At 33.4% G+C, this 23779-nt stretch carries 19 protein-coding genes; 11 read left to right on the top strand and 8 right to left on the bottom strand.

Annotation, left to right across the window (positions count from 1 at the left end; all coding sequences use genetic code 11):
• Positions 1-13 precede the first annotated feature (13 nt).
• The 6 genes from C6368_RS12685 to C6368_RS12660 all read left to right on the top strand — a co-directional run bounded on the left by C6368_RS12685 (position 14) and on the right by C6368_RS12660 (position 6580).
• Positions 14-496: an RNA polymerase sigma factor gene (locus C6368_RS12685; protein ID WP_159038587.1), complete on the top strand. Its 483-nt coding sequence runs from the start codon at positions 14-16 to the stop codon at positions 494-496.
• On the top strand, positions 493-2274 hold the full coding sequence (locus C6368_RS12680) for a type IX secretion system membrane protein PorP/SprF (protein WP_107039594.1): 1782 nt from the start codon (positions 493-495) through the stop codon (positions 2272-2274). The genes C6368_RS12685 and C6368_RS12680 overlap by 4 nt, the downstream gene beginning before the upstream one ends.
• A gap of 15 nt (positions 2275-2289) precedes the next feature.
• Positions 2290-3246, top strand: coding sequence for a PorP/SprF family type IX secretion system membrane protein (locus tag C6368_RS12675; RefSeq protein WP_107039593.1), 957 nt, complete (start codon positions 2290-2292; stop codon positions 3244-3246).
• A gap of 266 nt (positions 3247-3512) precedes the next feature.
• Entirely contained in the window at positions 3513-4586 is a 1074-nt protein-coding gene (locus C6368_RS12670) for a hypothetical protein (protein ID WP_107039592.1), read from the top strand.
• Positions 4587-4715: 129 nt separating this feature from the next.
• Positions 4716-5819 carry a serine hydrolase domain-containing protein gene (locus C6368_RS12665; RefSeq protein ID WP_107039591.1) on the top strand — a complete coding sequence of 368 codons (1104 nt, stop codon included), beginning with the start codon at positions 4716-4718 and terminating at the stop codon, positions 5817-5819.
• 116 nt (positions 5820-5935) lie between these two features.
• Positions 5936-6580 carry a superoxide dismutase family protein gene (locus C6368_RS12660; RefSeq protein ID WP_107039590.1) on the top strand — a complete coding sequence of 215 codons (645 nt, stop codon included), beginning with the start codon at positions 5936-5938 and terminating at the stop codon, positions 6578-6580.
• Positions 6581-6664: 84 nt separating this feature from the next.
• On the opposite strand, the gene C6368_RS12655 is transcribed toward C6368_RS12660, so the two are convergent.
• From C6368_RS12655 to C6368_RS12625, 6 genes are all read right to left on the bottom strand, one after another.
• Positions 6665-8668: a TonB-dependent receptor plug domain-containing protein gene (locus tag C6368_RS12655; protein WP_107039589.1), complete on the bottom strand. Its 2004-nt coding sequence runs from the start codon at positions 8666-8668 to the stop codon at positions 6665-6667.
• Positions 8669-8738: 70 nt separating this feature from the next.
• Positions 8739-9542, bottom strand: coding sequence for a FixH family protein (locus C6368_RS12650; protein ID WP_107039588.1), 804 nt, complete (start codon positions 9540-9542; stop codon positions 8739-8741).
• Between the two features lie 302 nt (positions 9543-9844).
• Positions 9845-10213, bottom strand: a complete 369-nt coding sequence (locus C6368_RS12645; protein WP_159038586.1) for a hypothetical protein — start codon at positions 10211-10213, stop codon at positions 9845-9847.
• Positions 10214-10737: 524 nt separating this feature from the next.
• On the bottom strand, positions 10738-12594 hold the full coding sequence (locus C6368_RS12635) for a T9SS type A sorting domain-containing protein (RefSeq protein WP_107039585.1): 1857 nt from the start codon (positions 12592-12594) through the stop codon (positions 10738-10740).
• Positions 12595-12803: 209 nt separating this feature from the next.
• Positions 12804-14267, bottom strand: coding sequence for an FAD-dependent oxidoreductase (locus C6368_RS12630; protein ID WP_107039584.1), 1464 nt, complete (start codon positions 14265-14267; stop codon positions 12804-12806).
• Positions 14268-14866: 599 nt separating this feature from the next.
• Positions 14867-15790, bottom strand: a complete 924-nt coding sequence (locus C6368_RS12625; protein ID WP_107039583.1) for a DMT family transporter — start codon at positions 15788-15790, stop codon at positions 14867-14869.
• A gap of 32 nt (positions 15791-15822) precedes the next feature.
• On the opposite strand from C6368_RS12625, the gene C6368_RS12620 reads away from it, so the two are divergent.
• A complete protein-coding gene (locus C6368_RS12620) occupies positions 15823-17613 on the top strand; it encodes a MutS-related protein (RefSeq protein ID WP_107039582.1) in 1791 nt (596 codons plus the stop codon).
• A gap of 134 nt (positions 17614-17747) precedes the next feature.
• A complete protein-coding gene (trxA, locus tag C6368_RS12615; protein ID WP_107039581.1) occupies positions 17748-18065 on the top strand; it encodes a thioredoxin in 318 nt (105 codons plus the stop codon).
• Between the two features lie 140 nt (positions 18066-18205).
• On the opposite strand, the gene C6368_RS12610 is transcribed toward trxA, so the two are convergent.
• Complete coding sequence (locus C6368_RS12610) at positions 18206-18748, bottom strand: ferritin (RefSeq protein ID WP_107039580.1); 543 nt, start codon at positions 18746-18748, stop codon at positions 18206-18208.
• Between the two features lie 163 nt (positions 18749-18911).
• A complete protein-coding gene (locus C6368_RS12605; protein WP_107039579.1) occupies positions 18912-19253 on the bottom strand; it encodes a hypothetical protein in 342 nt (113 codons plus the stop codon).
• Between the two features lie 198 nt (positions 19254-19451).
• Here C6368_RS12605 and C6368_RS12600 point away from each other — a divergent pair, with 198 nt between their 5' ends.
• The 3 genes from C6368_RS12600 to C6368_RS12590 are packed head-to-tail and all read left to right on the top strand — an operon-like array spanning position 19452 to position 22940.
• The gene (locus tag C6368_RS12600; RefSeq protein WP_107039578.1) at positions 19452-20033 is read left to right on the top strand and encodes a CHAP domain-containing protein; all 582 of its coding nucleotides are present in this window, start codon (positions 19452-19454) and stop codon (positions 20031-20033) included.
• Positions 20034-20058: 25 nt separating this feature from the next.
• The gene (locus tag C6368_RS12595) at positions 20059-20637 is read left to right on the top strand and encodes a DUF6702 family protein (RefSeq protein WP_159038585.1); all 579 of its coding nucleotides are present in this window, start codon (positions 20059-20061) and stop codon (positions 20635-20637) included.
• Positions 20634-22940 carry a M1 family metallopeptidase gene (locus C6368_RS12590; RefSeq protein ID WP_107039576.1) on the top strand — a complete coding sequence of 769 codons (2307 nt, stop codon included), beginning with the start codon at positions 20634-20636 and terminating at the stop codon, positions 22938-22940. Before C6368_RS12595 ends, C6368_RS12590 begins: the two co-directional genes overlap by 4 nt.
• The last annotated feature ends 839 nt before the right edge of the window (positions 22941-23779 follow it).

The raw sequence follows: 23779 nt of genomic DNA, 5'->3' as shown, positions 1-23779 counted from the left end.
ATATGTGCACATTTTGAATCGTAGAGAGTACAATATCGCTGTAGAGAAACATTCATCCAACTTGTTTGGGTATGTTTTTAGCTTCCTCCGCAATAGCGAGGATAGTCAAGATATTGTTCAGGATGTTTTTGAAAAATTGTGGAAAAACAAGAAGAAAGTTGAAGTTGAAAAATGTAAAGCGTGGATGTTTCGTACAGGACACAATACATTGATCAATTTTGCAAAAAGGAAACAGCGTACTGTATATGACACAGACATGATTCCAGAGCAGATGAATATTGATGAAAGTTTTGAAAATCAAGAAATTATTGATTTGGCTTTATCTCTTCTTCCACCACTACAAAAAAGTATCATTCTCTTAAGGGATTTAGAAGGTTATTCGTATGAGGAAATTGGTGACATTTTGGATTTATCCGATAGCCAAGTAAAAGTTTACTTATACAGAGCACGTAAAAAAATTAAAAAACAGTTAGGCGATTTAACAAAAATTCAATGAGCAAATTAAATTTCGAAAACATAGACCGATGGCTTTTTGAGTTCACTGAGGGAAACCTTACAGATGAACAAGAATCGCATTTATTTGATTTTTTGGAACTTCATCCTGAATTAATGCCTGAATTTAAGGCTTGGTCAAGCGCTAAAATCAAAGCACCAGCCCAGACAGAATTTTCTTCTGAGCACCTAATAAAATCAGCTCCATTTTTATTACGTCCATTTTCTTTAGTTGGAATTGGATTTTTAGCTTTCGTATTAGCTTGGCTAGGATATGGTTTAATTCCTTCTACTCCAATATACACAATGGAAGATATTGATGCCGAAATTATTGAAACTGAAACCGAGCAAACTGATTTATATGTTGATCAATTATTGGCTTTGTCAAATAAGAAAAACTTAAGCACTGATTTTCAAGACAAAGAGGTTGATTCAAAAGCAATCAAAACACCGATTAAAAATATTAATTCTAGCTCAGATAATAGCAATTCCCCAATCAATTGGTCTAGATCTCAAACAGCAGTAATTGATCAAGCTTCATCAAATGACCATTTAAGTGATGTAGAAAGAATAATTCAAACCGATGAATATTCACATTTTATAGCTAAAAATCAAAACACCATTGAAGATCAATATTTAGCCGTAAATAATCAAAGCCAAGTTATTTCAAGTGATTTTGAAATAATATCGGATTATTTAAGAGAAAAAGATAGAGCTAACACCAATTTGAAAATTGATAGCGGAAGTGATAGAGCAAATGATTTTGCACATAACAAATCTAAAAAGACCTCTAAATCTACTGCTTCAAAATCTAGTTTTAAGAAAACTTTAAGCTCTACATTCAGAAAAATAAAACGAATGGCAGATTATCCTGTGGCAATGCAAAACACTAAAAATCCTAATTTCCATACTCCAATGATGTCAGGATACGATGCTAACATAGCTATGGTTGGATCAGCTTCGGGTAACAGAATTCAGGCTACTTCTCGCATGCAATGGCTAAACGAATCAAATAGCCAATTGATGAATACTATTTCTTATGACGGTTACGTTTACGCACTTCGAGGAGGTGTTGGGGTTGATGTCAATTACAACAATTATCAAGGCAATGACATAAGTAATTACTCTACTGGATTGACTTATTCGCCTAAATTTTCTGTCAATAAAAAGATTTCATTTGAACCAGCAATCCGCCTTAAAATGGGTGTTCTAAATTTAGATCAACAATCCAGTAGTATTGGAAATAGCATTGAATTGGACCGCAGGAATATTGTTTCTTTATTTGAAGATGAAAAAGTAGCCAACGGACAACAATTGTGGTATCGTGATATGGGACTTGGGTTTATGCTAAACACCAAATGGTTCTATGCAGGATTTAATGCTGACAATATTGGAAGACATTACAACAACTACTATTCATCTAATTTAGATAAAGAGTACAAATCAAGCATTCACTATACTGCAATAATGGGAACAGAATATGTTGCTAAAACACGACAAATGAGAATTAGCGGTTATGCATTATTTCAAAATTATGGTGATTTAAATGAATTATGGTTAGGTTCTAATTTCCAATACAACTGGTTACAAATTGGAATTGGTGTAAGTTCTAATGCTGATTTAGCTTCATCTTTAGGTGTGATTTTTAAACAGTTTAGTTTGCATTATAATGTAGATTATACTGAAAGTAGATTATTAGCACAACAAAATATTTCACACCAAATCTCAATGAGATTTTTATTAAAACCTAGTAGAAACGCCGCTAGGTTTTTAAAACGCTAATTAAAACAAATAATTATGAAAAAACTACTCATCATATTTTTGTTCTCCTTCTTTGGAGAAGTATACGCACAGGATCCACAGTTTTCGCAATTTTATGCGAATCCAATTTACTTGAATCCTGCATTTGCGGGAAGTAATTTGTGTCCCAGATTTGCTGTAAATTATAGAAATCAATGGCCAAAATTGGATGGTTCTTATGTAACTTATTCTGCTTCCTATGATCAATACCTTAGTGGGATAAATGGAGGATTAGGGGTTATCTTAACACATGACCAACAAGGAAGAGGAACAATTAACCATTCTACAATTAGTTTGATTTACAATTATCATTTAAAAGTGAACCGAAAATTCACCATGATGTTTGCTGGTAAAGCAACATGGAATCAAAAATCATTAGATTGGGATAGACTTACTTTTGGTGATATGATTGACCCAAGAAGAGGTTTCATTTATGGTACTAACGATACGCCTAGAGGTGGAACAAGAGGATTCTTCGACGTTTCTGCAGGAATGGTGGGTTTTACTGAGAAGTTCTTCTTCGGTGTTTCAGCTTACCATCTAAATATGCCTGATGAATCAATGATTATTGGAAATAGCCCTATGCCAATTCGTTTTACAGGACACATGGGGGCGAAACTACCTTTGGGTGGAAAATCACAATTTAACACTGATGTTTCAATCATGCCAAACATGATTTTCCAATATCAACAAGGCTTTATGGAAATGCTTCTTGGAACATACGTTCAATATGGTGCTTTAACTGCAGGTGCTTGGTTTAGGTCAAGAGATGCATTTATTTTATCAGCAGGATTAAATACAGGAACTTTTAAAGTGGGATATAGTTATGATGTGACGGTATCTGCTTTAAACAACGGAATTTCTGGAGGTTCACATGAAATCTCCTTAGGGTTTGATATAGCATGCAAGAAAAAGAAGCCAAGCTTCAGAACAATTTCTTGTCCTTCTTTTTAGAGTAGTGGTTTAAGAGGTTTAACAACTACTTTATTTGTTTAAATGTAAAGGGATTTCACTCCAATGAAGTCCCTTTACTATTTAGGGAGTCTTGAGTTGGGAGTCTTGAGTCTTGAGAATTGACACTTCACCATACTGCAAACTCGAACCTCGAGCCTCGGCACTCTAGACTGAGTACTCAAGACTCTAGAATCTCCTACCGTATTCTTAAATTTCTTTGTATATTTGAAATTAACAGTATTCAAAAAACCAATAGAATTTTCTACATGGATATTTCAAAAAAGAAACCACCATTTCCAATTAACCAAGGTTTACGAAAGTATTTACGTAAATATGGACGTGAAGATTCCATTGCTGTTGCTTATGAAGACATGTTACGTTGGAATGACAGTAGTCCGGTTTATGATGCGAACGGTGAAAATACTTATTGGGAAAGTGTTATTTATGACATGGCCACTCAAGAAGAAATTTTAAAAGGTTTAAAGGAAATATACGCTGAACTTAAAACAGGGGGTGATACAGAAATTATAAGTCATTTAACAGTTGGAGCAATTGATTATTGTTTGTTTGCAAATTCAAACCCTTTCCGGATAAAGATTGTAAATAAGCTAAATGACCACCACGATTATTTCTACATTAAAAGAGCTGATGCTTCCAGGGTTTATGGTTTAGAATTAGAACATATTCTTTCACCAAATAGAATGGACTATATGGTTGATGGAAATACTTTAGTTGAAGCACATATTGCAGGAATTCCCGGAGATCAATTTATGGATAATTACATGGATTCACCTAATTTTTATCCAACTGGAATGGCCAAAGAATTTGTAAAATTTAATGAACGCTGTTTTGTAATGTTACTCGGTGACATGCGCTCGTACAACTATGTTGTGGCGATTACTCCAGACTTCGACAAAGAACAATATAGGGTTCGACCTATTGATTTCGATCAAACCGCTTACGAAGGAAGACAAAATCATTATAAGCCTCAATATTATAAGGAAAATAACAAAATAATTGATTTCTGCATTCAACTACTCACACCAGAGACCGTTGAACAATATAGATATGAGGAAAGAACATTAATGAAAAGACGATACAAATTGGCCTTAGCTAGATTAAATCGTTTACTGGATTCAATGCTCTACCAAGAACTTTCAACACCAGAAAAAATTGCTACACTTGCCGCAGATTTAAACATTTACCATGATACAAAACGCTTCTCAAAATACAATCATATGGGAAGAATCTTAAAATCTCACTTAGCTTTGATGCTAGGGAAGCCAAAACCTAAAAAGTTTTCAGGCAAAGCAAATTACAAAGAAAGAGAAAGAAATTAGGAAAATAGTTCTCAAAAATCTTTTTGTTTTTACTCAACATTAAAAAACTACAATTATGTTTTTATAAATCAAATGTTATACTTTTGAAAGTAACAAGGAATTCTCCTTTTCGCATTTAAACTTTTAACAATGAAATACTTATTGTTTATTTTATTGATGTTATTGGCTTGTAAGAAAGAGAAGAACGAAATTATTTCAAATCCAAACACTCCTAACCCATCTACAGAATACTATTTCCCTCCTATTAATTCATCAGAATGGGATGTTGCAAACCTTAATGAATTAGGTTATGATTTGCCAGACACTTCTGAGTTATATGATTTTTTATCTCAAAGTGGTACAAGGGCATTCATCCTTATGGAAAATGGAAAAATTGCAATTGAAAAATATTGGGGAAACAACATTCTAAATACAAGTGAATTTTCCAAAGACTCTCAATGGTATTGGGCATCCGCTGGAAAAACAATTACTTCCTTTTTATTGGGGTTAGCTCAAGAAGATGGCCTTCTTAATATAGAAAACAAAACTTCCGAATACTTAGGTAATAATTGGACCAACATGGTTCTTGAAAAAGAAAACTTGATAAGTGTTAAGCATCAGTTAACTATGACTACTGGTTTAGATTATAATGTTTCTGATTTAGATTGTACCTCTCCTTCCTGTTTAACCTACAAAGAAAACGCAGGTGACCAATGGTATTATCATAACGCACCTTACACACTCTTGAAAAATGTTGTAGAAAACGCAACAGGAATATCCTTTAATGCATATACTGATCAAAAACTAGAATCAACAATTGGAATGCAAGGTAATTGGTTACAATTATCTGAACTTAATGTTTATTCTTCTACAGCAAGAGACGCTGCAAGATTTGGATCTCTTTTGTTAAATAATGGAGAATGGGATGGAAATCAAATTATGACAGATCAAAATTATTTTGAATCTATGGTTAACTCTTCTCAAACCATAAATCCCTCTTATGGGTATTTATTTTGGCTAAATGGCAAATCATCTGTTGTTTTTCCAGGCTCAACTTTTTCTTTTAATCAACAAATTTCGGATAATGCCCCCCAAGATTTATATGCAGCATTAGGGAAGAATGGTCAATTTATTCTAATAATTCCAAGTAGAAATATGGTTGTAATTAGAATGGGCGAATCACCGGACAATTCATTAGTTCCAATAGTATTTCATGATTTAATGTGGGAGAAAATAAACGAAGTGATAAACTAAATCCTTACTCAGTTTATAATCTATTGTTGCAATTCCGATTAACATTTATTGTAATCGGAATTTTTCTTTATAGTTTCCTAATCATTAACTTTCTCATAAACTTAAACATTAATAATATGAAAAATTTAAACTTATACATTGTTTCTATTTTAGCAATAGGAATGATTTCTTTTAGCTGTGAAAATGCTATTCAGGCAGATGAAGATGGCGGAAATAAAACTGATTCTACTTCAATGTCAAATAATGACTCAGATGAAAGCTCTTCAGTAAAAATGGGAGATCCAGACAATTTCAAAACGAAAATAATCAGGACCGAATTGAATGCAAAAAGCCAAAGTAAAGCCTCTGGTTATATCACTTTTGAAGAGAAAATGGGACAAGTAGTAATGGAAGCTAAATTTGAAGGCTTAAACAAAGGAACTCATGCCATTCATTTACACGAAACTGCAAATTGTAGCTCTGACGATGGGAAATCAGCAGGTGGACACTGGAACCCTACAGGTGAACGTCATGGAAAATGGGGAGATGCAGAAGGATTTCACAAAGGTGATATAGGAAATTTTGAAGCTACAGAAGATGGAACAGCAACTGTAAGGTTTGAAACTTCAGAATGGTGTATTGGATGTGATGATACAAATAAAAATATCGTTGGACGTTCTGTAATTATTCACCAAGGAGGTGATGATTTCGTTTCGCAACCATCAGGAGACGCTGGAAAAAGAGTTGGTTGTGCTGAAATTTCAGATTACCAAGAGAAATAAGTCATAGAGGTTAGACTTCAAGATTAAACAGCCCAAAAGATATCTTTTGGGCTGTTTTTGATTTATATGGGTTAGATTTTTTCTTTAAAATACAAATGTTGTGCGAAACACAAAGTTCAATCCTTGTCGTTGAATTTTCAAAACGTCTAAATGCTCGTAATAAGGTGTATCGAAAATATTATCTATACCAAACTCAGCATGAAGAGATTTATCATTTTTCAAATCGAAACGTTTTTGTACAGCTACATTTAAAAGATTAAACGCAGGAGTTGTTCCCTCACCATATCTTGCGGTACTCACATTATTTTGAGCCAACGCTCCAACATATTCAAGTCTCAATCCCCAACCTTTGTAATGATATTTTATGAAATTTACAGATTTGAATGGTGGAATGTAAGGTAAATAACCACCCACCTCATCAGTTCCATAAGTATAACTATTCACTGATTGAACAGTTAGAACTTCAATTGGATCCCATTTTAAAGTCAATTCTCCACCAACAAGCAACGCACTTTCGATGTTGTCAAATTGTTTTACTCCATCCGCTCCTATTGTCATGTTGCTGTATTCCGGAAGAACTATTCCAATGATATAATTTGAGAATGAATTTGCAAAAACTTCCATAGAAATTGCAAACTTTTCATACTTCAAATTAGCTCCTAGGTTTCCACTTATCGAAGATTCATTTTCTATATCTGGATTTCCCAAATAATCATGATTATCTAAACGGTTAAATAAATAGAAACCATATACTTCTTGCAGAGAAGGAGGTCTTTGCGCATAATTTAAACCACCATAAAACCACACCTTTTTAGAAAGTTTGTAATTCATTTGAGCAAAAACATTCCCTGAGAATCTTGATTGAGCAGCTTCACCAACATAAAAACTGGTCAAAGTTTGTCTTCCAAATTCTGTTGTAATATCTGATTGATTCATCTCTATTCTTCCTCCAAACGTAGCTTTCAACTTGTAATTTATTAACCAGGCATCAGACACGGTTAAGCCGTATGTTCTGCGCTGCCCATCTGGAATGGTTAACATATACATCTCTGATCCAGTATCTGGGTACATTGTCATTTCAGCATGTAAATCGTTCTGAAAAGCATTGATTTGGAAATTTAACATGTGATTTGGATTCACAACATATTTCGCTTTGCTATACATCCCAAAAGTTCGGGAAGTTCCCGGCATATCCATGTGCATTGGCACCATTTCAGCTGGGCGTTTCGTGTCATCCATCGCGTGGTCAATATAATTGAAGTAGAATTTAGATTCTATACTTCTCAATTTTCTAGATTTATTTTTATAGGTATGTGTAAACGCAGAAATATATGCTTTTGCAAACGCAACATCCATTGTTAATGCTGGATAACCAATATCGTATCCTTCATCTTGAATATAATCCAAAGAAATTCTGTTGTGATCGTCTAATGCGACAACTAAATTTGCACCAGCATTCCATTTTTCGAATTGAGAAAATAAAATCTCACGTCTATCAGCAGCAAAGTAGTTATCAGCTTTTCTATAAATCCCATTCACCAACAATGCCCAACGTTTAGTACTGTATTGAAAAGTACCTAAAGTTTGAATATTATTGGCATTGGTCTGATAACCTGCTCCCAATTTACCGCTCATCTTTTTTGGAGCATTCAATTGTGCTTTCATTAATGAGAAATTAATTCCTCCTCCTACAGTGCTTCCTGTCTGTTCAGCGTTTGGAGAAGTATTCAATTGAATTTTTTCTAAATTTGTTGGTTCAATATATGAACTGATTGGATCCATTCGATCCGTACAAGCTCCAAACATCTGCATTCCATCAATTGTAGTTGTGATCTGACCTGCATTTAAACCTCGGATTGTTGGTTCCAATGCAAAATTTCCACGTTTAATTAATGTAACTGCAGGAATTGTACTCATCAACTTATCCGTTGATTCTTGTAATTGCTCAGCGGTTTTATCTTTACTTTCTTTACTTTGTCCTTGAATAATTATTTCTGTGAAATTTTGAGGTGCTCTAAGTGTATCTTCTTGAGAAAACACTGATCCTAAAGCAAATAAAAACAAACCTAATAGTATTAAATTTTTCATCTTATATGTTTTTAAGTCCCTACGGTCAATGACTGCAGGGACTTTAAGTGAATTATATTTAATTACCTAATTAAAATAGGACATCAATATTTGCATTTACAATTGTATCACCAGCATCGATTAAATCTAAATTTAACCTCCAATCACCTGTCATAGTAAAGTTTACTTCTCCTTCATAAAAACCATCTCCAACACTTACTGGAGAAATGTTATTAGGAGAACCGTGCCCCATTGAAGTCATTTGTGGATCCATTGCAATTGTTAATCCCTCAACTACTGGAAACGACATCATTGACTCTCTCTTGTGCACCATAAATGAAACATCGTTCATTCCAACTGACCAATCCAAAGGTTTAACGATTGATACAAAATAGCTATCTCCATTTGTTCCTACATACGAACCAACGTGCTTTTCCCCTGCTGGAGCACCCAATACATTTAAGTCCATAGTTGCAGCTTCTCCATCAACCATTATTTCGATATCCCAAGCACCTTGAGAAGAAGACATTACAAAAACAATAACTCCTTCATAGTATCCAGAAGTTGAATTGTAAATTGGTTGCACGGTAGGTGTTGTATGTTGCATCATTCCCATGTCCATCATTGGCATAAAAGAAACCATTGCATTTTCAACAAGATCACCATTCAAATTTTCCACCTTCACATAAACAGGAGTATAACCCATTTCAAGCGTTTCGTTTTCTGCATAAAGTTCAACAATTAAATCATTATCTGTTGTATCTTTTTCAATCAACTTATATTCTGAGCTTGGGTTTGTCACACCCGGATTCGATTCCTCAGTTTCATCTTTGTCTTTTTTACATGCAACAAATAAGAATGCACTCATCAACGACAATAAAAATATCTTTTTCATCTTTTTAATTTTAAAATAATGTATGTGTTCAATCGTTCTCTATTCAATTTTTTGAGACGACTAATTTTTTAATAAAAAATAAGGTATAGCAAGAAGTAGTAAACTCTAGCTTTTACTTGCTATTTTGACACTAAGAGTCTAAGAAGGAATAACTAATCCAAATTGACTTGTTCTATTTTTTTCCGTTATACGTCAAAATTTTAACAATAGCTCCGGCTATGCTTGAACATTTTATCTTGATCAAGAAAAAAATACTTTTGTCTACTATGAATGACTTAAATCGTCAAAGACCCCATACAAAATTATACTCGGGGTGGATGAAAAATGGCGTAACCAATTCCGTTTGTTAAATCAGAGTTGAAGAAATAAGAAATATTCTTTTCAATGTGAAAACTTTTCTCTTCTTCAGCTTCAATTTTTGACTCAACCAAGAACATAAGAATTTCTGGTGAAACTTGAATGTCTTTACTTTCTTTCTCCTCTTGGTTATCTGCAAGTTGATCAGCTAGGTGACATTTACCGTTACATTTCAGGTCGGGTTTGTCTTTGTTTTCACAATATAATTCTGTGAATTGCTCAATATCCATAACATATTCCGCAAAAATTCCAATCTGATTGAAGGCATAGCTCAACATGATAGAAAGAAGGGATATGGATATTATTTTCTTCATTTTCGCAACAAAGATAGTATAAAAGTCATATTTAAACACTACTTATCTGTATGACTTTCGTCATTTTTAGAGTGAGGTTTTCGGTTTTACGATTAAAGAATGAAAGAATTTAAATTAAACCGTTTGCAGTATCATTAATTTGATAACTTCTGTAAAATCATCAATCACATGATAATTATTCTTTTAGTATGAACTACAAACTCTTACCTTTCAATTCACCATTAAAGTTCGTGCGAAATTGAAATAGCAGCGCATTTGAGTAGATTCTATTTATTATTAGAATTATTAAATCCTCTGTAAATAAAGAACAGCGGTATTAATGAAACAATTCCGATTGTACTTTTAAAAATGCTGAAGATTATTATTCCTATCATTGCACCTATAAAAACAGCGTTCATAATTCGAGTTGTCCTCTCTTTTTTTAGTGATTTCTTAACTGTTAAGCCTTCTTCGTTCATTTATTTATATATTTATTATAGTAGATAGAAATACAGTGAAACTGTTCTCCTTACAAATATGGAATTCTACTTAAATATTTTCTTTACCACTTTCCCTTGCTCCGATTCTAATTGTAACAAATAACTTCCTTTTGGTAAGAAATCTAAATCAGTTATTTTCTCATTCTCTATAATTCCGCTTTTCACCACACGTCCATCGGTGTGTAGAATTGAGTATTTTGCTCCGTCTTCAATACCTTCTAATTTCAATATAGAATTGAAAGGATTTGGATAAACGTTGAGATTGAGTTCGGCAATATTTTCATTTAAACCGACAGTTGAAGACATTTTTCCTAAATAATTAATGCTTTGGGTGTATAAGTTAATTTCAAAATCTCCGCCAACATAAAGGTCGTCATTCATATAAGCAACACTGTTTACGGGATGATCCAACATTGCAATTGGAATTACCTGATTAGCAATTAGGTCGTATTTAGCAAGATTATATCCAAAAGTCAAACCTTGCATCACCTCAAAATCACCTCCAAAAGCAAATTCACTCCCCTCATTATAAGCAATGGTATTGACAGAATACTGGAGGTACTGATGATCATTAAGGTACAGAGGTTGTAAAACTGAATTAAAATATCGGCTCATGCAGACATCATTACCAAAAGCAGAACTCTGACATGTTCCTCCAAAAATCAAAGCTCCTCCAATCTCCTTAACCGTATTAACAGTCTCACTTATCTCGCCAGTTATTCCATACCAAACGTCTTCATAATTTTTACTAATAACCACATTGTTTACAGAAAAGGTTGTGTCAATTGTTGCATTAGAATTATAAACAATTACCGAATCAAAATTTCCTACATGTACGCGACCATATCCACTCGCAATAATATCATTAATATTTCCATTGACTTTGGCTTGCCTTTCCCAAGTATTACTGTTCAAATAATGCCATATTTCTTGGTGGTTAGGAATAGAACTATGTGCAATGGCAACTTCATAGATATAGCCTTGCCCCCCAAAGTTTGCTGCTGATGCGGTGGCACCATTTCTACCTGGAATTCCAATGAAATCCCAATTTACTCCATCATATTTAGCCAGAGGGTAAACTTCTCCATCGTGAGGAAACTCTCCAAAAACATAAATGCCATCTGTTTTATGTTGAATATCATTGATTTTCCCATCGATTCCGTTCCCGTAACAAGAAAGCTGATCGTTAATGTAATATCCAATGTTTAAACAAGCAGAATTATCTAATTCTGTGAAATTCCCAGCTATCGAAAAGCCACCATTTAAATTATTTATTACAATCTTTTCTACGCTACCATTCGTCCCACCTAAAACTTGATCCATTGTTTGTGTTGGTGGATAGCCTGGCTGAATCCACTTCAATTCTGCCAAAGTAAAACCAAATTCATTGGCCCATTCTAAAATTCCTTCTGTGCGAATGTCTTTTATATAGTCATAGTTATGTTCATTACTGATTTTCACGACCAAATCTTCATTTCCAGAAAAATAAATCAGTTGTCCAACGGCACAATTCGTCCCTAAATGATCCACAAAATAAGGTGTTCTCAACGAATGATATTTATTGATTGGAAAAACTTTTTTGTTAGCATAATCTTGAAGCTTGTTTAATAAAGTCAATCTGTTTGAAAGCTGATTAGAATTTAAACCTGAGGGAGAATTTTCTTTCAAGTGTTTAATGACCAAATTGAGGTGTAACTGAATTCTATCTTTATCTGAATCAAATGAAACCATCCCATTTGGAGCAATTTCTAAGTGATTATTCCATTGTTCATTCACTTCAGAAAGGTGATTGAAATAGGAGTCTACTGGAATACTATTGTTTGCTTGAAATGATGAACTTATTCCGATAAAAATAATGAATAAAAAAGTTTTGATTCTCGTAAAATACTGATTAGACTTCATAAGCTTTGATTTTTAGATATTTATAGTGTCTGTGGATTAGAAATATTCCCACTAAATAGTGTTCTTTAAAATTACGAATAAAATTGCAATTAAAATAACTGATATTACTTTCATAATAGTTTTGGATAAATAGATAGTAATAATATACCTAAAACTTCTCACGTTCTAAGGAATTTTCAAAACACTAAAAAAATAGAATAAATCCTTAATTAATAACTTTCCTTACCTCGTTTCAAACACTTCCCCCTAGGTTCATCACCTTCATAAAGCACCACATCAGAATGTAAAAACTGTGCTGCTTCCGCTGAATCTTTCACTTTTTTAGCGCTGCGATTTAACATTTCAGCTTCGAATTCAGTTAAAACACTTGCACGAATTCCATTTCCTCGCCAGTTAGACATTGGTCTACAACCAATTGCAATTCCTCGCGCCAAAGACAAAGCATCCAAAAGTGCTTGATTAGCTCCTTGACCTTTAAATGGACTCATAGGATGGGAAGCATCTCCAATTAAAGTAACTTGCTTTCCTTTTTCCAAGAATTCTGATGAAAGTAATTCACGGTCATAAACTGGGTAACCAGAAATTTGAGTTTCTTCCGTTGCTTCCAAAATCTCAGGAATTGGATCATGCCATGGAGTTCTTCGTATGGCTTCTTCTTTGAGCGCTTTTGTTCCTTTTGCACTTAATGTTTTCGCCTCTTCCTCTGATATTGGAAAACTCAATTGCCACATGATAGATTCCGAGTCGAAAGGCATAATATAAATACGTTCATTTCCGTTAGCGGTTTGAAAAACCGTTGCTGAATCTAACAAAGGACTTTCAACATTCTCCATTGCAGACAAAGGGCAAATTCCTAGAATAACTATACAATCAAGATATCTTAAAGGAGTAATTTCATCACCAATCAAAATTTTCCGAACAGCACTTCTAATTCCGTCTGCTCCAACTAAAAGGTCAGCCTTGGCTTTTTTGATTTCACCTTCCACAAGGAATTCCAACTCAACTCCCCCACTTTGGACTTCTCGAAAATCTACCAATTGATGATTCCATTCCACTTTGTTTTCTCCACCCAATTGTTCTAGCAAAGCCAAACGCAAAGATTGCCTAGCAATATGCATATTTGTTCGTTTCGAAGTTTTCTTTTCTTCCGAATCCATCCATTTTCTAACGCCCCATTCACCAATTACTTTTCCATCTGGAGTGTGAACGACATGTCTTGTAGAAATTACTGTATTCTTCAATGAGAAAATTCCAAATCCTTCAATGGCTTTACTGGCCTGCTGCAAAGTTAATCCATAACCTTGAGATCGGACATCAAAACTACTATCTCGTTCATACAGGGTAAATGGGATTCCGCGGTGAAAACAAGCAACGGCCAAAGCCACACCACCTATTCCACCACCGATAATAGCAACATGAGGTAAATTTACTTTATCTGGCTGAGGTGGATTTTCAGAAGGAAGTAATCCAGAACCATCACATGTGGTACAAGTAGATAAATGTCCTTTTGGTCGAATAGGTGCAGTATCTTCGCTTTTAGACTTTTTAAATTCCTCAACTTCTCTCTGGAAACGAAGCTTCACCTTTTTCCTGAGTTTTTGGCGTTTCTTTCCACGTCCCTGACAATCAAGGCAAATAGTAAAACTTTTATTTTCGTTGGAGGATTTCAAAATTTGTTTTTGGTAGTGGCGAATTTAGTGGGAATTTGGAGAATATGAGGATTTAGATATAGGTTTAATTTTAATCTATCGTGATTGCAAGTGGTTGTTTCCAATTTGTAAACAACCACTTTTTGTAATGTTTATAAAAATAATTGTAATGAAAACGCACTACAAAATTGATTCCACTTAAATAACCACTAATCTCAATCAAAAAGAGATTCCTCAATACTCTGTATTTTCGGAATGACAATCGATTAGTTGGTTAGGTGGGGAAAGTTGATGAAGCTTAGCTTCAGCAACTTTCCCAATCAATAATATATAACATTTGTCATTCCGAATGGAGTAAAACGACTGAGGAATCTCTTTTTGATTATCGCTAAATAATAACACGGAATCAAATGACTGAAATTCCGCTGGTTAATTCTATTAAAAGAACTATTATGAATGTTGGTAATCATACTTCAAAATGTTACATAAATAATTGAAAAGGTTATGAAATAGAATTAATGTGTGAAGTAGTAAATTAGAATTGGATGTTTTTAAAAAACTGGAAAATCTGTAATCCATTTCAAAAAATATGAAATTAAAGTACGCCATAAAGGATCCAGAAATTACTGTAACTTTCTTGCTTTTTCAGATCTCAAAATCTTCCCTCTAATAACAGTATTCCCTAAAACACCAACAATAATCAACAACATCCCCGCAATCGCATACAAGGAAATAACTTCATCAAACAAAAACAATCCAAGTATAAAAGCATAAATAGACCCCAAGTATTTGAATGGAGTTACTGTTGCAGTATTCGCAGCGTGAAATGATTTCGTGGCGAATATTTGTGCGATGTGTGTGAAAACACCAATTACCAATATCACTCCCCATTCCTTTCCTTGAGGAATAACATAATCGAATGCCGTAAGGATCGTCATTACAGGAATTGCAATTAATGGAAAGTAAAGGACGACTGTTATTGGTGCATCCGTATGTCGTAATTTTGCAATTGCATTGTAAGCCATCCCAGCAAAAGCGGCAGAAACGACTCCTACTACAATCCACCATGGATTTACATTCGAGATGTTATCGTCTTCACTAAAATATTTAGAAAAGCTGATAAAAACAATTCCTACAAATGCAATGAGAAAAAACAAGCCTTGTATAGGTTTTACTTTTTCTTTAAGAATGAAGATGGCAAGAATCACCGTAAATATTGGACTCAAATATTGAATCGTAGCTGCAATAGCAATTGGCAAGTTATTTAAGGTATAGAAATACAAGGTTAATGCGATTGTTCCCGTTACACCTCGAATGATCAACCATTTTTTATTGTGTCCAAACAATGGAATCCCCTTACTTTTAATAACAGCCAAACAAATTGAAAATGTTATAATCGATCTGAATAGGATAATCTCAGGGATTGGGTATTTTTGTAAACCTGAAATGATAGTTTGATCTGGACCTTGTCCAAGAATTTTAACCAGGACATTTACTATTATATAGCAAAGTCCAGAAAGTATCATATACAGAATGCCTTTATTCATGGGCGCAAAGATATAATTAGCATATTAGAAAAATGACAAAAGAGAATTATTCAACAGAGTTTTATACAAAAAGGTTAGAAGAATTGGCCGTAGAGCTAAAAAAATATACCAAACGTTCACGAATTTGGGTTGCCGTTCGTCTAATTTCATTCTTGTCCATCGGAATTTTGGCTTATTTCACTTATCCTTATGGTGGTTATTCAGCATTAGGAATTATAGCGACAGTTATTTTATTTCTGATTTTCGTTCGAAAAAGTGCGGAAAATAAAGACCAATTAAACTATGTAAAAGCACTTATTAGCATCAATGAAAATGAGATCAAAGGAAGTCAATATGATTTTTCAAGTTTTGATGATGGTGAAGAATACATGAACCCTCAACATCCATTTAGTTATGACATGGATATTTTCGGAAAAGGAAGTTTCTTTCAATTATTCAATAGAACTGTAACTAAAAAAGGTGAAGAAGCATTGGTAAAACGCCTTTTGAATGGAGTTGAAGTTCCTTTAGAAAGTGCAGAAGCCATTGATGAATTGAAAAACAAAAAAGAGTGGTATCAAGATTATTTGGCACACGGAAGTACTTTAGATAAAGAAGCTACGGAAGTGAGCATTTCTGATTTAACGAAAGAAGAATATCCCGTTAAATCTTGGATGAAAGTTCTGCGTATTCTCTCTCCAATAATCGCATTTATCGCTTTTGGCGCATATTATTTTGATTTTATAGGTGGAATTCATTTTGCGATTGGAGCAATTATTATTTTCATTCCAGTTCGTCAATCCCTAAAAACGACAAACCATTTACATCAATCACTTTCAAAAATTGGTTTCAGGGTTTCCGCCATGCAAAATCAATTAACGAGAATGGAGAAGGAAAGCTTCTCTTCGAAGTTAATGTCTGACTTTCATAAAGAGTTGTTTCAGGATGAAAACAATGGAAAACAAGGATTAACCGAATTATCTAAACTGGTAAAACAAGCTGAATTCAGAAATAACATCCTCGTGGCAATTATCTTAAATTACTTTTTCGCTTGGGATTTCCGTTTGTTGATTAACATGGAGAAATGGAATATGCTTTATTCTAACAAAGTAGAAATATGGGAAGAAATTGTTTATGAAATGGAGGCATTAATTAGTGGAGCGAATTTTAGGTACAACTTCGAGAATCAAACGACTATACCAACATTATCCAATCAGAAGGATGGCCCAATAGAATTGATAAAACTCGGTCACCCAATAATTCCATTTCAAAAATTAGTTAGTAACGACTTCACACTTTCCTCCATTGAACAATTTGCGATTGTTACAGGTCCTAACATGGCAGGAAAAAGTACATTCTTGAGAAGTATTGGAGTAAATTTAATGTTAGCACGCTCAGGATTTCATGTTATGGCAGAAAAATTTGTTTTTCCAGATATGAAACTTTACTCCAGTATGAGAACAAGTGACGATTTAAAAGATGAAACTTCTTATTTCCATGCGGAGTTATTGCGCCTACGTTTTATTGTTGATGCTATTGAAAGAGGAGAAAACGTTTTTATAATTTTAGATGAGATTCTAAAAGGAACAAATTCAAAAGATAAGGAAGAAGGTTCTGCTAAATTCTTACAGAAATTAAATCAATTAGAAGCGCGAGGAATTATCGCTACACATGATTTGTCATTAACTCAATTAGCAAATGTTTACAAAAGTGTGGTCAATAAATATTTTGACACGGAAATAAATGGTGATGATATTTCCTTTGATTATTGCATTCGTAACGGAGTTGCCAAGAACATGAATGCAAGCTTCTTGTTACGTAAAATGGGACTAATAGACAGTTAATGTCGTGTTTTGATATACGGTTATGCCAATCTGTCTTTAAATTAGACTTGGCAAAAAGTTTGATAAATTGAAGTTGAAGGTTTATATTTATGAGCTGAAATAAAATAGAACATTAATAAATAAAAAATAAAATTATGGCAGTAGAAATAACAGATGCGAATTTTGATGAGATGGTAATGAATTCTGACAAACCAGTTTTAATTGACTTTTGGGCAGAATGGTGTGGACCATGTAGATTAATCGGGCCAATTATCGATGAAATGCATGGTGAATATGAAGGAAAAGCACTTATCGGAAAAGTAGATGTAGATGCAAACCCGGGAGTTTCAGCGAAATTTGGAGTACGTAACATCCCAACAGTATTGTTTATTAAGAATGGTGAAGTTGCTGACAAATCAATCGGAGCAGTTCCTAAAGAGCAATTGAAAAGCAAATTAGATGCTATTATGTAAGCATTGATGTTTATATATTATTAAAATCCTCGTTAGCAATAACGGGGATTTTTTTTATGCAAATATCTTGTTGCAATCAAAAAATGTACAAACGAAACCGTTTGTACATTTTTAATTTTATGGCTTGCATTCTGCTAGCTTTAAAGATTTTCCTCCCTTGGCAAATCACCTTCTTGAGATGCAGATGCTAAATCTCTGTCCATATCATAAAGATTAGAATTTCCACCTTTACCTTCCCCCGCAGCTAAGTGATATTTATCAATGATGTCATTGATTAGGGTTTCTTCCTCGATTTGTTCTTCCACAAACCATTGACCGAAATTGAAAGTAGACCAATCTTTTTCTTCATGAGCTAAATTAACAATTTTGTCAATCTCCTTAGAATTATCAATTTCATGTTGAAGGATTTGCTCAAAACAATCCCCTAAGTTTTTAGGATTTTTAGGAGCAGCTTTTATTGCTTCAATTTTTGATTCCCCTCCTCTGTCATTGATATATTTTAAAATCTTAAACATGTGCTCACGCTCCTCTTGCATATGTCCATATAAAAAAGTCGCAATTCCTGGAAAACCATTAACTTCCGCCCACGATGCATATGATAAATAAACTTGAGCTTGATAAGCTTCACGCGTCATTTGGGTATTAAGGATTTTCTCCATTTTATCTGATATTCTCTTACTCATAATTTTCGTTTTAATTAGTAGGCTTAAAATATCAATATTAATCCAAAGGTGTAACCCAATTTTACATTTTTTAAGAAAGAAATCCTTTGAACTTTACACAATTAAGCACTTTTATTGTCACATTAACAAGCTGACTTACTAGTGTATTGGGAACAAAAAACAATCAATCCTTTTCCTGTGAGAACACTACAATTTCGTTCTCGCTAGTAATTGTAATATCATATGATACGCATTCCTCCATATTTAATGATTGTGAAAGTTGGCTACCATCTATAGAGGCATTGATTGAAGCATTTCCAGCAGAATAACTTTTTACAGATGAAATTAAACCAGAAGACAATTCCGTTATTGAAATAATATCTCCATTTGAAGCGGTAATTTGAACATTTGCAGCTGTTGAACCATTATTCAAAACACGTGCAGTTGGTTCTTCATTGTTGCACTTTGCACAACTAGAAAAAATCATTAAAACAGATATACTTAGTAATATTGATATAGCTTTCATCTCTTGGAATTTCTTGAGTTTTTGTTTATCAAATATAGCGTTAAATTTATTATATATTCCAAAATTCTAAACTACAGATTAATAAAAAACCATAAAGCTTCAAAATTGGATTGTTAGATTGATAAGGAAAATGTCTTCGCAAAAATCAATTCTACAGCTAGAATTTGATACTTTTATTAAAAATAATTTGAACGACAAATGAAAATTATACTTCTAATTATAGGAATTTCATTAATCACTTATTTTTCAATAGAAAAACTGAGGCCTAACTTAATATATGATCACCCGAAGGTGGGTGAGAAAGTTGACAGTTTGAATAATGTGTATGTTTATTACAATGATAAAGTTGGGAACGTAATTGGAAGAAATACTAAAGAGGGGTATAATATTGGTTTAAAATATCAATGTGTGGAATTTGTAAAAAGATATTATTATCAATATTACAATCACAAAATGCCCGACAGTTATGGACATGCTTTAAGTTTTTACAATATTAAATTTAAAGATGGAGAATTAAATACGCAGAGAAATTTACTTCAATTTACTAATCCTAGTTCATCCAAACCAAAAATAGGAGATTTAATTGTTTTTGATGCCACGATTTTTAATTCCTATGGACATGTTGCCATTGTTTCAAATGTAAGTGATAACAAGATTGAAATTATTCAACAGAATCCAGGACCGAATGGTTCTTCTCGGGATAACTTTTATATGAAGTTAAATAATCAATCTAAATGGGAAATAGAGAGTGCGCGCATTCTTGGATGGCTCAGAAAATAAAAATGTAATTTATCGGGTTAAACACATGAATCCGAAAAGATTCAATAATCATCCATCAATATTCATAATTACTTTAAAGAATTTAAGTAAATTAGGCAGTTCTATGACATTAAAACTTATTCTATTATCCCTTTTTTTTTCAATGTCCTTGAACTCAAAGGCGCATGAATTTTATTTCTCCTTTGCTGAAATGCAATACAATGAGAAAACAGAAAAATTTGAAATTTCATTGGAAGTCACTGGACATGACTTAGAAGATTATATCAAAAATAAAGGCATTTTGATTCCTCGACTTGAGGATTGTGTTGGGAAACCACTTTATCTCAATATGATTGAACAGGAAATTTCCAGCGGGTTTCAAGTCATAATCAAAGAAAGAACTCTTCAATTAGATTTGGTTGGAATGAAAATTAATGACAATGATCAAGTTGTACTATTCCTGGTGTCAAATAAAGTTGAAAAACCGTTAACTATAGATGTAAAATACAATTTATTAATGGACTTCTATCCTTTACAACAAAACAAGCTTACTATATTTAAACCAAAAGGAAAACAATTTGTTACCTTTTTAAACACAAGATTCAAAAGAACGATAGAACTATGAGAATAATACTAACAATTATCTTTGCTTTCACTTGTTTGCATTCCTGGAGTCAGGGTCATGTGAATCCTGAGAATATCAACATGAACAAATTTCGTCAGTTGAAACAAGAGTTGCCAACGCCAAATGTATACAGAACTGCCTCTGGAGCACCTGGTCATGAATATTATCAACAACGTGCAAATTATGACATTAAAATTGAATTAGATGATGAAAAGCAAATCATTAATGGAACAGAACGCATTACTTATGTAAATAATTCTCCAGATAATTTAGAGTATTTATGGCTTCAATTGGATCAAAATATGCGAGCTCCAGACTCGGATTCAAAACTTATTCAAGTTGAGAGAATGGAAAATTTCAATACACTTTCCAAAGTTCACCGAAAAATGTTTGAATTCGATGGTGGTTATAAAATAGAATCCATTAAAGCCACAAATGGCGAAGATCTGGTCTATGCTATAAATAAAACAATGTTACGTATCGATTTAGAAGAACCACTATTAGCTGGAAAATCAATAAGTTTTGACTTAAAATGGTATTACAATATTAACGATAGGATGAAAATTGGTGGTCGCGCAGGTTATGAGTATTTCCCGGAAGACGAAAACTACCTTTATACAATTGCTAAGTTCTTTCCAAGAATGTGTGTTTACAACGATGTTGAAGGTTGGCAAAATAAGCAATTCTTAGGTAGAGGCGAATTCTCCCTACCATTTGGAGATTATAATGTTGAAATTAAAGTTCCAGAAGATCATGTTATTGCAGCAACCGGAGTTTTACAAAATGAATCGCAGGTTTTATCAAGTAAACAAAGAGAACGATTAGCTGCGGCAAAAAAAGATTTTTCGAAACCAACAATTATTATTAATCAAGAGGAAGCTACACAAAACGAAAAAACTAAATCCACAAAAGTAAAAACGTGGAAGTTTAAAGCTGAAAACGTTCGTGACTTTGCTTTTGCATCCTCAAGAAAATTCATTTGGGATGTAATGCCAGTAAAAATTGATGGTAAAACGACATTAGCAATGTCGTTTTACCCTAAAGAAGGAAATCCATTGTGGGAGCAATATTCAACTGAGGTGGTTGCACATACATTAGAGGTATATTCTGAGCATACCATCCCTTACCCATATCCCGTTGCAATCTCAGTTCATGCCGCATCGATAGGTATGGAATATCCAATGATCTGTTTTAATTTTGGACGACCAGAAAAAGATGGCACTTACTCTCCACGTACAAAATATGGAATGATGTCAGTGATTATTCATGAAGTGGGACATAATTTCTTCCCAATGATAATTAATTCTGATGAGCGCCAATGGACATGGATGGATGAAGGACTAAATACATTTCTACAATATGTTACAGAACAGAAATGGGAGCGAAATTATCCTTCAAGGAGGGGTCCTGCATATATGATTAGTGATTACATGGGTGGAGATAAAGAGATTATTTCTCCAATCATGACTAATTCAGAATCGATTTGGCAGTTTGGAAACAACGCTTATGGAAAGCCTGCAACAGCTTTAAACATCCTGAGAGAAACTATCATGGGTCGAGAATTGTTCGATTATGCTTTTAAAGTATATTCGAATAGATGGGCATTTAAACACCCTACTCCTGCAGATTTCTTCAGAACTATGGAAGATGCTTCTGCAGTAGATTTAGATTGGTTTTGGAGAGGTTGGTTCTACTCTACCGATCACGTTGATATCGCTATGACCGATGTAAAATGGTTTCAAATGAATACAGGTAATCCTGCTATTGAAAAACAAATATCAAAAACGGAGTCAGAAAGAACCTCTGATTATATTGGTAACCAAAGACATCAAGCAGATACAAATAAAACAAGATTAGAAAGAAGGCCGGAATTAGCAGATTATTATAACAATCAAAATCCATATTCCATAGAATCCGCGGATAAAGAAGATTTCGAGAAATTAAACAACTCCCTGAGCAGAGAAGATAGAGAACTATTAAATAAAGGATTACATTTCTACGAACTAAATTTTGAAAATATTGGAGGTTTAGTAATGCCATTAATCATTAAAGCTGAATTTACTGATGGAACTGAAGAAATAATCAGAATTCCAGCTCAAATATGGCAGAAACACAATTATAAAATATCTAAAGTTTTATATTTTGAAAAAGAAGTAAGTGCTTTTATTTTAGATCCTTACTTAGAAACTGCAGACACTGATATCAGCAATAATAGCTGGCCAAGAAAGGTTGAACCTACAAGATTTAAATTGTTTAAGGAAGAAAAGATGAATGAGAATCCTATGCAACGCAGTAGAAGGTAACCAACAAAGTAAAACAACACAAATTGGTTATAGTCTTTTTTAGGCACCTATTCCGCATTCGTCTTCTAGTTTATTTGTTCTTTTTGGCAGTATTCTGGACTTTGAAATGTGCTTCTAAAGTCGCAACTTCAAATTCCAATACTGCAACAAAAACAACTGCACAAAGCTAATCGCCTACTACGGGGTAAAGAATAAAACTTACATTACAGCGAATAAAAATTTATTCCAAGGCAAATTGATTATTGTATAAAGAATGTGTAATAAAGAGAGAAATAAGTGAATCAAATTCAAGCTCTAAAGAAATCACCAAGGCAAAACAAAAACAACCCAGGCCATAAAAGCTGAAATATAACCAAGGTCATTAAGCGCATATCTATTCATTTTGATAAGTAATAACCTAATCAAGTAGAATATCAATTTACGATAAAGACAGCCTGGCACATCACAGCAAAGACTTTAATTCAGGAAGACTTTAACGTTCCGTAATGTTTTTATCGCTTTTCACCTATTATCAGTCAAATGGAGCATATACACGAAAACAGTGGCAATATACTTTTGTATCATTGCAGATTATACAATGAATAAACTTTAAGAATTCCTTCCGAATAAAATTGATAATGAAAAGTTAGACCACTTAAAGAAATCGTAGTAGGTGTAGATGCTCACGCGGATACATTAGATTACAAAACAAATATCCCACATAATTATATGTTGGACGTTTTAAAAAGATGAAGTCTATAGGATTACTATTTGAATACTCTTCCAACCTTCACCGGACGAACAATATCTTCATCACAAGCCATTTTGATGACCCATATAAAACAAAAAAACCTCACACA

Origin of the sequence: Brumimicrobium mesophilum, assembly GCF_003025005.1 — a bacterium.
Taxonomy (GTDB): Bacteria; Bacteroidota; Bacteroidia; order Flavobacteriales_D; family Crocinitomicaceae; genus Brumimicrobium; species Brumimicrobium mesophilum.
The sequence above is the reverse complement of the archived record's forward strand: the minus strand, read 5'-3'. Positions and strand labels throughout refer to the sequence as shown.